A 13,871-nucleotide genomic window follows, 5' to 3' on the forward strand; every position below is an offset into this window, starting at 1 on the left:
GTCGCGACGTCGAGGATCAGGGAGGCGCCCCAGCAAGGAGCACCGGGGCGCCTCCAAAGCCGTCATTTCTTCGTGGGCTGCGACGCCTCGGGCTGCGGCGCAGGTGGGGGCGGCGGGTTGGGGTGGCCTTGGGCGATCCGGTTGTCCCGGTCGGCCCGGTACGCGTCGCTGGTGGGGTTCTTGGTGACGGACCGCTGATCGTTGGGGGTGGGCTTACTCTTGGACATGGGCGCTCCTTTCGGTTCTCCGGGATGGCGGCCGTCCGTGAGGGCCGGCCGCAGAAGAAACATGCTTCCGCCCGCGGCACGGTGGCAGGGTGAAAACCGGGCTCATGAGGCGCGAGCGAGTCGGGGGCCGCTCGCCCGCCGGGGTATAGGGCTCGTGCATGGCCGTGCCGGTTCGCAGCCGAGGAAGGAGGGGGTCTCCAGGTCGCCGATGTAGGTTCGGTTCGCCATCGTACCACGCGGCACGCACCTCCTCTATGGCTCCACCCGGCGCCAAGAAGCCCGAAGCCGTCCCGACGCCCCCCGGAGGAGCGCATGCTCGGCGACGACCACGAGGCACGTGCGACGACACGGCGTCGGTGGCGAGCACGCTGTCACGGATGACAGCCGGCGCAGCAAGACGGTAGCCTCGTCGTGCATGCTGAAGGCGCTCCTGCACGGGAAGCTCGGCCGGGTGGCGGTCGGCGTCGACGAGGAAAGCGACGGAGACACGCTGGAGGAGGGAAGCACCCAGGAGACGGCCGCGGACGGGCTGACGGAGCTCGAGGACCCGCTCACGTCGATGGTGTTCGAGCGGCTGGAGTACCTGCCGGCCGAGCTCGCGTGGGCCATCCTGCGTGGCGCGAGCAAGCCCCTGGGCGATGGTCCGCCGATGCCCGCGATCCCTCCCGTGGGGGTGCCCTCGTGGTCGTTCTGGCCCAGCCTCCGGCCAGGCGATGGAGGGCGGAACAAGGTGCGGGTCGAGCCCGATGTGCTCGTCTCGTGGGGCGACACGCTGCTCCTGGTCGAGGCCAAGCATCGAGGATTCCAGGATCCGGCACAGTGGGTGGAGCAGATTCGCGCGGTGCGGGCGACTCCCGCGCACTCAAGCAAGCAGCTATGGCTCATCGCGGTGGGAGGGCTCGTGATGCAGGAAGGGCATGCCTACCTTGCTCGTGTCCGGCGCGAGGTCGCGAGCGATGTCGCCGGGGTGCTCACGATCCGATGGGAGGATCTGCGCGAGGCGCTCTATCCGATCGAGGCCTCGACGCGCGTATCACCGCAATCGGCGATCCTGCGCGACATGGCAGCGGCGCTCGAAGCGTGGGGGTACCGTAGGAAGACCTGGTTCTCGTCGTTGCCAACGGTCACAGAGCGACTCGGGAGCGAAGGCTCGGTGTGCATGATCCAGCGGTGGAGGATCCGGTGAGCGAGAAGAACGTCGATCTGACTGGGGCGCTCGCCGATGTGCGTCGCGCGTACAGGCTCCTGCACGCCTACCATCGGCGGCTGTGCGATCTGCTGCAACTGACAGACGAATTTCTAGCCGAGCGGGGCTTCGAATTCGAACGATGGGCTCCCATCAACGTCGCGAGGCTCCCCCGGTCGACGAAGCCGTTCTTCCGGCCTGAACACTGGGCATGGGACCTGACGCCGGCCTACCAGGTCGAGTGCGTCTGGCAGGCATCTGGCAACGGAGCTCATTGCAAGGTCCACATCCATGCCATCGCGGATACCGGATACGATGACTCCTGCGACGGCGAACCTGACCCTGCCAGCCTCAAGCCCGCCGAGATGGCGGCCTCCGAGCTCCGGATCGGCTTGCACCGCACACGAGCCAAGAAGCCCGATTGGAGCTCCGCCTGGAGCCAGCTCTCGCGCTCTGCCAACAGGAAGAATGGGGCCGAGCACAAGGTCAGGGTCGGCGGAGATGAATACGCGTATCGTTACTTCGATCCGAATCTCGCCGCGCTCGGGGACGAGGGGGCCATCAAGGAGAAGCTGCTCCTTCCGCTCGACAGGTGGCGGCTGGGGGCGTGATCCATCTCGGCAAGCGCAGCGTCTCGGATAGGTCCGGGATCTTGCGTGACCTTTCCACGGTCCGCTACCATCGCCGCGCATCGTCATGCTGACCGACGAACAGCTCACCACCGTCTGGAAGGGCTTCACCCCACCTGCCGGGTGGGCGAAGTGGCGAAGAGACTACCTCGACTTCCTCTCCTGGCTGCGCAACGCCTCCGGGTCCGAGCTGCGGACCGATGCTGCGCAGAGGAAGCTCTGGAATGTCGGTGATCATCGCGTCCCGCGTCCGATCGGTGTCAGGCGAGCGTGGTCCGCGAACGCCTCGGCAGCGCCGGCGCATTCGCTCTCGAAAGGGAGCTTGGGGTAGGCCTCGACCTCATCGAGCGGCTGCCCTTCAGGAACAGACCGCGACATGTCCAGCGCGTAGATCCATGTCTCGATGTTGCGCTTCGGCACCAGCCGAACTGCGCGCGATCACTCACCGTCCCACCCGCGCGCGACCGTCTCGGCAGCCGTCAATCCTTCGGCGCCGGCGAACGGCGCGACGCGCGTGGGCCCTCGACCGCGGAAGAACCTCGTCCCGTGCGACGGAGCGAGCTGGTTGAGCAGCTCCGGGTGGTGGCTGATGAACCATACTTGCGGCCCGCTCGCCGACAACGAGAGCTCGAGCACCTCGCTCAGCCAGGGCTGGACTTCCCGAAGCGCGACGTAGTTGTCGGGCTCATCGAAGATGACGAGCCTGCCCGGCTGCAGGACGGCGTGCCTCAGGAAGTACAGGCTGCAGAGCTGCCGCTGCCCCTCGGAGAGCTCGGAGAAGTCCACCACGTACGGGCTGCTGTCCTCCAGAAGGAAGGTGGCCTCGAGCTTCGGCGCCGTTCGACTGACCTGCAGCGCCTGGAAGCCATCCAGCACCTGCTGGAGAGTCTGGGTGGCGCGCATCGCCCCGCTGAAATCCTGCGCTATCCATCGAGGAAGCCAGGAAGCGAAGTTGGACAGGTCCGGGGTGAGCTCGTCCGCCTCTTCGTCCGTGCGTGAGGACATCGCGCGCGGATCCGGGCGAAGAAACCACAGATCGTCACGCAGCCATCGCTTGAACGCCGTGAGGCGCTTGTTGTCCTTTCCGGCCGCGATGGCGCCCAGCCCGGAGCGGGCCCAGTCACCGCTGACGCGGGGGCCGCGGGCGCCGTCGTCATCGAAGAGCTGCAGTTCCCCCATGGCGAAATCCATGAGCAGCCGGTCCCCCAGCTGGAGGGTCTCACGCTTCACGCGGCTCTTGTTCGGTTCGTGTGGACTGTGCTCGATCGTCAGCTTGTAGGTATAAGCCTGCTGCTCGATCTGCACGTCGAGCTCGATGCTCAGGTCGAACCTCTTCTCCCACCGCGCGCGAGAGACACCGGGAAACCAGCGCCGGAGCTCACCCTGCTCCGCGACCAGCGCGCGGATGCCCCACAAGGCATCGATCACCGAGGACTTGCCGGACCCGTTCTCGCCGAGCAGAAGGGCGAGCTTCCCCGGCTTCCATTCGAAATTGACGAGCGTGCGGAAGTTGTCGATGTAGATGCGGGTGATCACGACGTCTCCAGGTACACCGCCGCCATGTCGGGCGTGTACGGCAGGTTGTACTTCTCGTTGAGGCACACCCGGTCCTCGTGGATGCCGCCGGGCACCGCGAGCACCACCAGGCCGTGCTTGCCGCCGCGGGCGCGCTCGTAGAAGCCGGCGAGCCAGGCCAGGAGGAGCCGCCCCGCGAGCCGTCGGGGGTGGCCTGGCTTGTTCATAGGATCATCTCGGCTCTTGCATCATTGATGCTCATCGCTACGGCTCCAGCACCCCGGCCACCCGAGCCTCGTGTCCAGCCCTCTCGGCCTCATCCGCGAACGGCGCGAAGCTCGCCGGGCATGACGCCCGCAGCACGTGGACGTCGGCCCCTCGGGCCACCTCGGCGAAGTCTTCCGGCGTCGGATCGCGGCCCAGCGCGCGCCGGAGCACGCATTTCGGGTGCCCCGAAGCGCGGTCGCGCTCGTCGCCCCACGTCTCCTCCGGATGCCTCGGGATGGCCGCCGGGTCGCCGTCTTTCCCCGCGACTGCTTGCACCGCCGCCGCGTCGCCGAGCGCCCACGCCTCGATCATCCGGAGCGGCGTCGCCTTCACCCGCAGCACGTGGTCGGCGCCGTCCACGGCCGCGAAGCCAGCCTCGATTTCCTCGTGCAGCGCCTTGACCCGGCGGGCGCGCTCGGTCGCGTTCCGCTTCTCGCCGGATGCCTTGTCGACGTCGTGCGCAAACACCAGGACGCGGCAGTCCTCGACGAGCGTGCTCGCGAGGCGGAGGGCCTTGGCCGCTCGATCGGCGTGTCCCTTGAGCTTCTGCTTCGCGTCGAACCGGCCGAGCAGCGTGATCTTCTGCCCTTCGAACGCCACGTCGTCGCCCAGCAACCTCCGAAGGATGGGCTGGAAGTAGCCTTCGCGCGGCTTCCCGGGCGAGCGCCACTGTGGGGCCCCGGCGAGCTCGCCCAGCTCCGAAGGTCCCTCGGCTGCGATGAACACGGTGTACGCAGCCTTCTTGCGCCCGCTCATCGCCCCTTTTTCCCCGGCACGAGCCGCTCCTCGCCCGCGTTGTACCAGAGCTCCCCGAGCTCGAAGTGCTCCCGTAGCTCCTGAAAACTCTTCGTCTCGTTCATAGGGGTCACCTGCACGCCGCCGCCCTTGCCGCGGGTGACCAGGAGCACGGACTCGGGAGACGAGACGTAGTTGAGGGTGATGGGGCTGTGGGTCGTGACGATCACCTGGGTCGTCCCGGTCCTGGTGAGCTCTTCCAGCATGGCCACCAGGCCGCCGAGGAGGCGCGGGTGCAGGCCGTTCTCGATCTCGTCGAGGAGCAGCACGCTCGGCGGCTCGCGCATCTCGTGCATGGCGGCCACGGCGATGAGGCGGAGGAGGCCGTCGCTCACCTGGCGGGCGTTGAAGGTCGCCTGTTCGCCGTTCCACTTCTCGGTGATCTCGAGGTGAGTCCAGCCGTAGCTCTTGCGCCGGACATGGATATCGACGAGGCGCGGGTAGTGGGCGCGGACGCGCTCGATGAGCCGCGCGAAGTCCTTCGGTCGGGCCTTGATGCGCCCGAGAAACGAGGCGAAATTTTCGCCGTGGAGGCCGAGCTCGTCGAATTTCTCGCCCTTGCCGCGGGACGACGCCCGGAGGGCGACCGGATCGAGGAAGTAATAGGCCCGGATGCGCCGCGCCCACTGCGCCAGCGCGACCAGGGTAGGGAAGCGAGCGCGATCGGCCTTGAGGTCGATCGTGGAGAGCCAGGAGGAGGGGAGCGACAGCGTCGTCTTCTCCTCGCCGGCGTCGGCGAGCTCCGGGAATTGCGCGACGTTTCTACCGCTCCGGAGGAGAATGGACCGCCAGGCATCCTCTTCGGCTCTCTTGATCCACTCGAAGGCGACACCGGGGGCGCGCCGTGAGCCCAGGGTCAGGTGCCACTGTACTCGGGCGGCATTCGGCAGATCGATCTCTGCCCGCATCGAGATGTGTGAGCGCGCGGCGCGCAGGTGCGCGAGGTCGGCGTACTCCCAGTTGTGGGCATCAAGCATCTCCTTGATGGTGCCCGCAGACAACCAGCCGAGCGTGTCGATCGCCTGGAGGATCGTCGACTTGCCCGATCCGTTCGGGCCGACAAGGACCGTGAACGGCTGGAGCGGGATCCCCGGCGCGGTGCGCCCTGGGTCGTCCAGAAAGGCTTTGAAGGATTCGATCCAGAGGGTGCGGATCATCGCTGGTCATCCGGGATCATCGTCGCCCGGGGGCGCGAGGGTCAAGGGCGCGGGGCGGCTCCGGCGGGCGCAGCTCCAGTCGCCGAGCTCGGCGTCGAGGTCGAGAGCGGAAGAAGCCGACGGATGTGCGCTGCGCCGTCGAGAGGATACGTGCCGCAAACGGCGGAGGAGGCCGTGCCCCGGCGCAGGCGCCGGATCGCGGGCCTGAAGGGGTCCCGAACCCGGGCAGGCACAGGGCGCAGTGGACTGCGCCCGGAGGGGGTCCGGGACCCGGGCAAGCGCAGTGGACTGCGCCCTGGAGGGGTCCGGGACCCGGACAAGCGCAATGGATTGCGGTCCGGAGGGTCCCGGACCCCCCTTCTGGCACAAAATCCCGCGCTTCCGGGGGGTGAATGGCACAAAATTGCGCAAAACTGAGCGTTCTTTGGCACAAATTCACACCCGAAAACGCTCCACGGAGCGTTTCATGGGGGTCCGGCACCCGGTGTGTCGCAATGCATTGCGGTTGTGCCGGTGCCGGACCCCCCTCACTTGGCACAGATCACGGCCGGCTGGCACATCCCTCCCACACATGCCGGACGGGTGATCCGCTCTCGCGGGGAACGCCGCCGTGCACGCCACGTCGCGCAGCTCCGGCCGCGCCGCTGTCAGCCCGTCGTGTCCGGCGCCTGCTCACCGCGCGGCGCCATGCCGTGCCGCGCTCGCTCGCGAGCACCGCCCCCTCGCCGCCGCTTCGCCTCAGTCGAGCCCGATCACCACCTTGCCGAAGTGCTTCCCCGCGGCGAGCTTCGCGAGCGCCTCGTTCGCCCGCTCGATCGGAAAGACCTCATCGACCACCGGCCGGATCCCGTGCAGCTCCAGCGCCGCCCCGAGCTCCACGGTCGCCTGCCGCGACCCCACCACGGTCCCCTCGACGCGGATCGCCCGGAACAGGATCGGCATCGGATCGATCTGGCTCCCAACTCCGCTGAGCAGCCCGATCAAGCTCACCACGCCCCCCGTCTTCACCGCCTGTATCGACCTCGGCAGCGTCCCCGCGCCGCCCACCTCGATCACCCGATCCACCCCTTCGCCCCCTGTCAGCCGCAGCACCTCCTCGTGCCACTCCGGCTGCTTCCGGTAGTCGATCGCCTCGGTCACCCCGAGCGCGCGCAGCCGCTCGATCTTCGCCGCGCTGGACGACGTGGCGATCACGCGCAGCCCCGCCGCGCGCGCGAGCTGCGCGGCGAACAGCGACACCCCGCCGGTCCCCTGGACGAGCACCGTCGCCCCCGGCGCCGGCCGCGGCCCCGACTCGAACAGCGCGTTCCACGCCGTCACCCCGGCGCACGTCAGCGTCGCCGCCTCGTTGAACCCGAGGTGGGCCGGCGCGCGGACGATCGCGTCCTCCCCGAACACCACGAGCTCCGCGAGCACCCCATCGTTCCCGCCCGCACCGAGCGTCGCAGCGCTGTACTCCCTCCGGAACGGCCCCGAGGCCCACGCCGGGAAGAACGTCGAGATCACGCGATCTCCCTCCTTCCAGCGCCGCACGCCCGCTCCGACCGCGACCACCTCGCCCGCCGCGTCGCTCAGCGGGACAAGCTCGTCCTTGCGCTCCCCGCCGTACCGGCCGCGCACGACCATGAGGTCACGGTAGTTGAGCGACGCCGCGCGGACACGCACGAGCACCTGCCCCGGACCGGGCTTGGGTGCGGGGCGCTCGGCGAGCGTCCATGCGTCCGACTCCGAGGCGTTCTTCCGAATGATGACAGTCTTCATGGCGTGTCCTCCAATCTTCCCTGGACACCCCATCCGTAGATCCGTTCCTCCGCGTGCAGTAGTCCGCGCGAGGGAACGTCACCTGTGCTATTTCAGCACAGATCATGATCTCGCTCGCCGCGATAGAGCTGCTCGTCGCCACCGTCGAGTCCGGTAGCTTCTCTGGCGCCGCGCGCCGGCTCGGCGTCACGCCGTCCGCGGTGAGCCGGCGCGTGATGCGCCTCGAGCAGGAGCTCGGCGTGGCGCTCCTGGCGCGCACGACGCGGTCGCTCCGCCTCACGGACGACGGGCAGGCCTTCTACGCGCGCTGCGTCCGCATCGTCGAGGAGCTGGGGGAGGCGACCGAGGCGATCGCCCGTGCGAGCAAGAAGCCGGTGGGGCTGCTGCGCGTCGACGCGCCGGTGGCGCTCGGACGGGACGTGATCGCGCCGGGCCTGCCGCGCTTCGCGGCGCGTTACCCCGACGTGCGGGTCAACCTGACGCTGCGCGATCAGCACGTCGACCCCGTGGCCGAGGGGCTCGACCTGCTCGTGCGCATCGGCCCGCTCGGCGACTCGAGCCTCGTCGCGCGGCGGCTCGGCGCGAGCCGCATCGTCCACTGCGCGGCGCCGTCGTACCTCGCGCGGCGCGGCGCGCCCGCGACGCCGGCCGATCTCGCGGGCCACGACTGCGTCGGGTACCTGCGCGACGGGCGGCCCACGGCGTTCCGCTTCCTGACAGGAGACGGCGACGCCGTGCTCGAGGTGCCCATCGCCGGGCCGTTCCACGCGAACGACGTGGATGTCCTGAGGCGCCTCGCGATCGCCGGGAGCGGGATCATCGCGATGTTCGATTTCCTCGCGAAGGACGCGCTGGCCGAGGGGACGCTCGTGACCGTGCTCGACGAGTTCCCGACGACGACCTGGCCGATTCACGCGCTGTACCCGAAGAACCGGCACCTCTTGCCGAAGGTGCGCGTGTTCGTCGATTTTCTCGCGGAGATCTTCGCTCCACCCTCGCCCCAGCGCCGGGGAGAGCGCCGGCGGAGCGGGCGACGTTGAGCGCGCTCCGTCGCGTGAGCCGTCAGACCTGTCAGAACTGGTAGAGCCCGCCCGCCTCGACGCCAAAGCCCGTGCGGTCGGCGTCATGCTGCGCTGCGGCCGCCGGATCGAGCTTGTGGCGCGTGAGCAACAGGGAAGGCTCGAGCACGATCGAGAGCCCCTTCATGGGCGCGAAGGCATACCCCGCGCGGAGGGTCAGGTTGCGCTCGATGCCGGGACCATTGGCGCCCACGCGCGCGGGAGCGGTGGCCGGCGTGCCGCCCGCCGCAGGGGTTCCGGGCGTGTAGCCGAGCTGCATCTCGTCGGTGCTGAGCACCATCGCGGTCCCGGCGACGAGGTGCAAAGAGTGCTTGTCGAACGTGACCTTCCCCGACACCCAGCCGCCCACCTCGGCGACGTCGTCCGTGCGATAGCCCTGCCCGAGCGTCAGGAGGCCCAGGTTGGCGAGGTTCTTCCCGCCGTACGCCTCGGCCCGCACGTTCAGCGAACCGCTCGTGATCTCGGCGAACAGGTTGCCGCCGAGCGCCAGCCGCCCCTCTTCGGTCGGCAGGTTCGCGTCGAAGGCGAGCCGCGTCCCGATCACCGAGGCGCCCACCCACGCTGTCTTCTCGGCGCGATAGCTCGCGCGCAGCGAGACGGTCGGCGTGCGCGAGTACTCGACGTTGTTGAGGATGGCCGTGACGTTCTGGCTGACAAGACCGAGCGCGGCGCCCACCTCGACGCTGCCGACGTTCGCCAGGTACATGAACTGGTGGCGCATGAAGCCCGAGTTTCCGGACTGAAACATCCCACCCACGAGGTTGTACGTGTGCGTGTTCAGCGGCGAGAACAGATCCCAGGTCTGGCCGAGCGTGAGCTTGTGTCCCTCGGCGGGAGTCCAATCCAGGAACGCCTGACGCACGCGAAGGCTCATCCCCTGGGCCGGAGAGGACTTGCCGAAATCGATGAAATCGAGCTCGACCTGCCCCTTCACGGGCGTGCCCTCCCCGACGGCCACGCCAACGCGCGTCTGCTGCGCCTGAAAGGTGAGGCCCACGGCGTCCGGATCGGCGAGGAACAGCGGGTTCACCGCGGCCGTCGGGGCGGAGTAGTTCGGGTTGCCGAAGGACTCAAGGCCGTTCCCCACGACGACCGTGGGCTTGAGGATCCCGTAGACACGCACGAGAGGCTTGTCATCGGCCTTCTTCTGCTCGGCCGGGGGCGGGGGAGGAGCAGGAGGGGGCGCCTCCACGGGCGGCGGAGCGGCCGCGCCGGGCGCAGTCTGCTGAGCCGGCTCCGCAGGCTGCGCGTTGCTCGTGGCCGGCGCAGCGACCCCGGCGAGCGAGAGAGTGACGACAAGGGTTGCGCTGGGCGTCTTCCAGGTGCTCATGATCAATCTCCTACGGCGGTGAATCGGACACGCGGGTTCACGTTCCGACATCCACGAGGGCCGCATCGGCGCCGCCGTCGACCACGCCACTTGTCATGTTGGTGTTCACGTGGGTCTCCCGAGAGCATGGTCCGCGCAAAGCGATTTCAATACGCCGACAATCTTATCGTGGGCTGTGAATGGCGGGACACCCTACTACCGAATCCGTCGGGCTGCCAAAAAATATGCCCCAAATCAACGGGGATCCCCGCGGAGAGCGCTCGACGCGGTGGCGCGAGCTGGAGCGCGTGGACGCCGACAGATAAAGATCAATCCGGATCGTAACTTCCCGCCAGCCGTGGGGGCCAACCCGAGGACTAGACCGTGCCCTCCGGCGCGCGCTGGCGGAGCGCGTCCTCCAGCGCGCGCTCGAACACCGCGCGCGACGGATGGACGGTCAGCTTCCGGATGACGGTATTCGCGATCTGAACGCCGAAGATGACCACCCTGGATTGGAGCAGGAAGTGACCTCCCTCGACCGCATGGAGGACGGAAATCGTCGCCGCGGTCAGCCGCGTGCGCGTCACGTGCTCGTAATCGGTCATCGCCTCCCAGTCATTGAAGACCAGCACTCGGCCCTCCGCGGCCACCCGCCGCAACATGACCTCCTCGATCGCCGCGGCGCCCGCCTCCACCAGCACCCCGGTGACACACGTGACCATCAGCGCCGGCGCGGGACACCAGATCTTTACCGTGCCCTCGCTGCACCAGTGGGTCTGAAGCGGGCGGGCAGGGAGCGGGACCATACAGCTGGCGGGTAGACTGGGCCGCGGGCGACCCTTCGTCGAGGACCTCGTCGCACGATCTGCATCCAGAGGAGGAGCCGCGCAACGGGCCAGGATGTCTGCGCTGTTGTGTTGTGAGAAGCCCGACCATCACGCGAAGTGAAACATTCAATTCGGGCGGCCGAAAAGAACCTGTGCAGTTCTCCTGTTACAGCGACGGATCTTTATGCTGCCCGGGGCCGAGCCCCGCCCCGCCTGCGGGCGGCGCGCGCTCCGGGCAGCCTGGCCCTTCAGGGCTTCGCGGCGCCCGCCATGAACGCGGCGAACGCCTCGGCGTACTCTGGATGCCAGCGCGACAGCGCAGGTCGGTTCCGGATCAGGTCGTCGGCCGCCCACTGCACGCGGCGCTCGTCCATCTCGCGCGTCACCGCGTTGTCGGGACAGAGCAGATAGAAGTCGCCGCGGGCCATGCCGCCGATCATCCGATCCACCACCTGATCGGCGGTCCATGCCTCCGCGGGCTTCTCCGGGCCTCGCGCGGTCATCGCGGTGAACGTGTAGCCCGGGATCAGCAGGTGGGCGGTGATCTTGCAGCCCGCCACGTTGCGCAGCTCGTGGGCGAGCTGCTCTGTCAGCACCTTCACGCCGGCCTTCGAGACGTTGTAGGCCGCGTCGCCGGGCGGGGTGGTGATGCCCTGCTTCGAGCCCGTGTTGACGATGGCGCAGGGGGTGCCCTGCGCGATCATCGCCTCGGTGAACGCCTGCACGCCGTGGATCACGCCCCACAGATTGACCTCGATGAGCCGCCGCCAGCGGTCGATGTCCTTCCACGGCTTGCCGCCGCCGCCGACTCCGGCGTTGTTCATCAGGACCGCCACCTCGCCGAACGCGTCGTAGGCGGCCTGCTTCAACCGATGCACGTCCTCGAGCCTGGCGACGTCGGTCGGCACCGCGCGCACGTCGGCCTGGCCGCCGGGCGCGGCGGCGGCGACGCGGGCGGCGGCCTCGTGAAGCGCCGGTCCGTCCAGGTCGGCGAGACAGACCTTCAGGCCCATGCGCGCGAAGCGCTCGGCGGCCGCGAGGCCGATGCCGCCGGCGGCGCCGGTCACAACGGCGGCGCGGCCAGGTGTCAATGCGGGATGGTCATTCACAGCGGATCTCCGTCATGCGTTGATGGCGCGCCGCATCTGGCGCGGCGATCGGGGCGAGCATAGTGGGCGCCGGCGGGTGGGGCCACGATCCTCCGGCGTGAAGTGGCCACCTCCACGAATGGCTTGCATGTCACCGCAGCGGCCCCTACCATGCGCGCTGGCCGACAGCCGCGCGCGCCGAGAGGCCGCCTCAGCCCGCCACCCATCCGATCATCAGTCGGCCGACGGCGACGATCACCAGCAGGCTGACCGCGAAGCAGCCGAGTCCCGGGCGCTTGCCGCTATCGCCTGCTCCCGCCACCTTCACGCCCACCGCGCCCGGAGGATCCGGGCGCTTTTTTTTTAAGGTGGGCACCCGCTTCCACCGCGCGGGCGCGGCTTCGCCTTCGAGCAGCGCCACCGGGGGCGTGCGCTTCACGATCGCCATCGCGCGCGCCGCCCGGCTCTCCGGAGCACCCCGCCTCGACGCGCGGATCGCCGCCTCGGGCAGCCCGAACACCTCGCCGGAGCCGTACGTCCCCGCGAGGCCCTCGAGCACGCGAAGGTGCCAGTCGGCGGGGATCGCCCCGGGCAGCGCCTCGATCGCCGCCTCCGGGATCGGCGGGAACCACACGGCGAAGTGCTGGACCTGCCTTCCGGTCCAGTCCTTCCGCGCCGGATCGAGGAACCGCGTCGCCACGTAGGGAAACACGAGAGGGCCTCTCGGCCCGGGCTGGTCGATCTCGAGCAGGCCATAACGGAGCTCTCCGGCGCTCGCGTCGGCGTCGCCGATCATGGCCTCGAGCGCCGTGAGCCAGGCGGGGAGCGCCGGGATCTCGGGCACGCAGATGAACTCGTAGTCCCAGTGCTCGCCGCGCGTCCTCCAGAGGAGGCGCGAGGTCTCGACGACGGGCGCTGGCGCGGGCGCGAGCATGGCTGTCCTACTGGTTCTGGTGGTAGGCCCGCGCCCCCTCGTCGTTGCGCAGGGCCGCGGCCATCGCGCTCAGGACCGCCGTGAACGCGTCGCCCCTCCGGATCGCGCCCTCGCGGGTCTTCTGGAGCCTGTCGAGCCGCGTTGTCGCGAAGTCCTTGATCGAGACGAACCGCAGGATCTTGCTCACGATCTGGTATCGCTTCGGGAGGAAGTCGTCGAGGGAGTCGACGAACGTGACCAGATCGCGCAGCCCCTGGAAGAACGTCTCTCCGGCCGACTTCTCCTTCCGCGTGGCCTGCGCCTCGCGGACCGCGCCCTCGACGGTGCTCACAAGGACCGCGGGCGCGAGCGTGCGCACGCCGAGCGAGGTGCCAGGGTCGACCGGCGCGTCGGCGTCGACCGGCGCGGCGACCGACGAGAGCAGCATGAAGCGGTGGCCGAACGCGCGCTCGGCGCGGAGCACGGCGCAGAGCTTCGCGAGCTGATCGTCGGCGTCGCGGCACACCTCGCGCTCGAAGTCGCTCGCGCTGTACTCCGGCGGGAACAGGTCGGCCTTGCTGAGGGCGAGGATCCACTCGCGCGGGAAGCTCACCTCGTCGCCCGTGGCGGCGCTCGTCCGGCGCAGCCGGTCGCACTCGTCGGCGAAGTGCTCGAAGAGCCACCGGATGTAGCCGGTCCCCTCGCTCCGGTACTTCGCGCCGTCCGCAAGGAGGATCCCGACGTGGCTCATGCCGAGCTTGAGCAGGCCCTGGCGCATCGCCTCCCGCTCTTCCGCGTCGATCGGCTCGTCCTCCCACCAGCGCCCGGGGTAGTCGTACCAGTGGATGCGGACCGCCGCCTCCGGCAGGTCCCTCGGGAAGAAGTCGAACTCGTACGCGTCGAAGCGCGTGCTGCCGTCGGGGAACCTGCCCTCTTCGAGGCGGTAGAAGCGCCCGAGGAGCTGGTTGCCCTGCGCCTTGTTGACCGCCTGGATCTTGTACGCGTGCTCGAGCTGAAACGAGGGCTGCGTCTGCGCCCGGTAGAAGGCCGCCAGGAGGACCGTCTTGCCTGCGCCGGAGGCGCCGAACAGGGCGACGTGCAGATCGAGCGGCGGCATG

General features: G+C 69.2%; 15 protein-coding genes. 4 read left to right on the forward strand and 11 right to left on the reverse strand.

The features are described from left to right. Positions 1 to 62: 62 nt before the first annotated feature. The gene (locus tag WMF45_RS18510) at positions 63 to 227 is read right to left on the reverse strand and encodes a hypothetical protein (RefSeq protein ID WP_173427417.1); all 165 of its coding nucleotides are present in this window, start codon (positions 225 to 227) and stop codon (positions 63 to 65) included. Positions 228 to 642: 415 nt separating this feature from the next. On the opposite strand from WMF45_RS18510, the gene WMF45_RS18515 reads away from it, so the two are divergent. The 3 genes from WMF45_RS18515 (at position 643) to WMF45_RS18525 (ending at position 2,373) form a co-directional block, all read left to right on the forward strand. Next, positions 643 to 1,413: a hypothetical protein gene (locus WMF45_RS18515; protein ID WP_437718199.1), complete on the forward strand. Its 771-nt coding sequence runs from the start codon at positions 643 to 645 to the stop codon at positions 1,411 to 1,413. Continuing rightward, positions 1,410 to 2,024: a hypothetical protein gene (locus WMF45_RS18520; RefSeq protein ID WP_437718200.1), complete on the forward strand. Its 615-nt coding sequence runs from the start codon at positions 1,410 to 1,412 to the stop codon at positions 2,022 to 2,024. Before WMF45_RS18515 ends, WMF45_RS18520 begins: the two co-directional genes overlap by 4 nt. An 85-nt stretch (positions 2,025 to 2,109) precedes the next feature. Next, positions 2,110 to 2,373, forward strand: a complete 264-nt coding sequence (locus WMF45_RS18525; RefSeq protein ID WP_437718201.1) for a hypothetical protein — start codon at positions 2,110 to 2,112, stop codon at positions 2,371 to 2,373. A 107-nt stretch (positions 2,374 to 2,480) separates the two neighbouring features. Here WMF45_RS18525 and WMF45_RS18530 read toward each other — a convergent pair whose 3' ends face one another. The 5 genes from WMF45_RS18530 to WMF45_RS18550 all read right to left on the reverse strand — a co-directional run bounded on the left by WMF45_RS18530 (position 2,481) and on the right by WMF45_RS18550 (position 7,537). Further along, positions 2,481 to 3,578, reverse strand: a complete 1,098-nt coding sequence (locus WMF45_RS18530) for an AAA family ATPase (protein ID WP_437718202.1) — start codon at positions 3,576 to 3,578, stop codon at positions 2,481 to 2,483. Next, the gene (locus WMF45_RS18535) at positions 3,575 to 3,784 is read right to left on the reverse strand and encodes a hypothetical protein (RefSeq protein WP_437718203.1); all 210 of its coding nucleotides are present in this window, start codon (positions 3,782 to 3,784) and stop codon (positions 3,575 to 3,577) included. The genes WMF45_RS18530 and WMF45_RS18535 overlap by 4 nt, the downstream gene beginning before the upstream one ends. A gap of 37 nt (positions 3,785 to 3,821) precedes the next feature. Continuing rightward, positions 3,822 to 4,580, reverse strand: a complete 759-nt coding sequence (locus WMF45_RS18540) for a hypothetical protein (protein ID WP_437718204.1) — start codon at positions 4,578 to 4,580, stop codon at positions 3,822 to 3,824. Beyond that, complete coding sequence (locus tag WMF45_RS18545; RefSeq protein ID WP_437718205.1) at positions 4,577 to 5,776, reverse strand: AAA family ATPase; 1,200 nt, start codon at positions 5,774 to 5,776, stop codon at positions 4,577 to 4,579. Before WMF45_RS18545 ends, WMF45_RS18540 begins: the two co-directional genes overlap by 4 nt. A gap of 738 nt (positions 5,777 to 6,514) precedes the next feature. Continuing rightward, on the reverse strand, positions 6,515 to 7,537 hold the full coding sequence (locus tag WMF45_RS18550; RefSeq protein WP_437718206.1) for a zinc-dependent alcohol dehydrogenase family protein: 1,023 nt from the start codon (positions 7,535 to 7,537) through the stop codon (positions 6,515 to 6,517). Between the two features lie 104 nt (positions 7,538 to 7,641). On the opposite strand from WMF45_RS18550, the gene WMF45_RS18555 reads away from it, so the two are divergent. Continuing rightward, on the forward strand, positions 7,642 to 8,577 hold the full coding sequence (locus WMF45_RS18555) for a LysR family transcriptional regulator (RefSeq protein WP_437718207.1): 936 nt from the start codon (positions 7,642 to 7,644) through the stop codon (positions 8,575 to 8,577). Between the two features lie 31 nt (positions 8,578 to 8,608). On the opposite strand, the gene WMF45_RS18560 is transcribed toward WMF45_RS18555, so the two are convergent. The 5 genes from WMF45_RS18560 to WMF45_RS18580 form a co-directional block, all read right to left on the reverse strand. Further along, positions 8,609 to 9,946, reverse strand: a complete 1,338-nt coding sequence (locus WMF45_RS18560; RefSeq protein ID WP_437718208.1) for a hypothetical protein — start codon at positions 9,944 to 9,946, stop codon at positions 8,609 to 8,611. Between the two features lie 356 nt (positions 9,947 to 10,302). After that, positions 10,303 to 10,731 carry a hypothetical protein gene (locus tag WMF45_RS18565; protein WP_437718209.1) on the reverse strand — a complete coding sequence of 143 codons (429 nt, stop codon included), beginning with the start codon at positions 10,729 to 10,731 and terminating at the stop codon, positions 10,303 to 10,305. A gap of 269 nt (positions 10,732 to 11,000) precedes the next feature. After that, positions 11,001 to 11,861 carry an SDR family NAD(P)-dependent oxidoreductase gene (locus WMF45_RS18570; RefSeq protein WP_437718210.1) on the reverse strand — a complete coding sequence of 287 codons (861 nt, stop codon included), beginning with the start codon at positions 11,859 to 11,861 and terminating at the stop codon, positions 11,001 to 11,003. Positions 11,862 to 12,051: 190 nt separating this feature from the next. Further along, complete coding sequence (locus tag WMF45_RS18575) at positions 12,052 to 12,774, reverse strand: hypothetical protein (RefSeq protein ID WP_437718211.1); 723 nt, start codon at positions 12,772 to 12,774, stop codon at positions 12,052 to 12,054. Between the two features lie 7 nt (positions 12,775 to 12,781). Further along, on the reverse strand, positions 12,782 to 13,870 hold the full coding sequence (locus WMF45_RS18580) for a hypothetical protein (protein ID WP_437718212.1): 1,089 nt from the start codon (positions 13,868 to 13,870) through the stop codon (positions 12,782 to 12,784). Position 13,871: the final 1 nt, after the last annotated feature.

Source organism: Sorangium sp. So ce448 (assembly GCF_051520915.1).
Classification (GTDB): Bacteria; Myxococcota_A; Polyangia; order Polyangiales; family Polyangiaceae; genus Sorangium; species Sorangium cellulosum_B.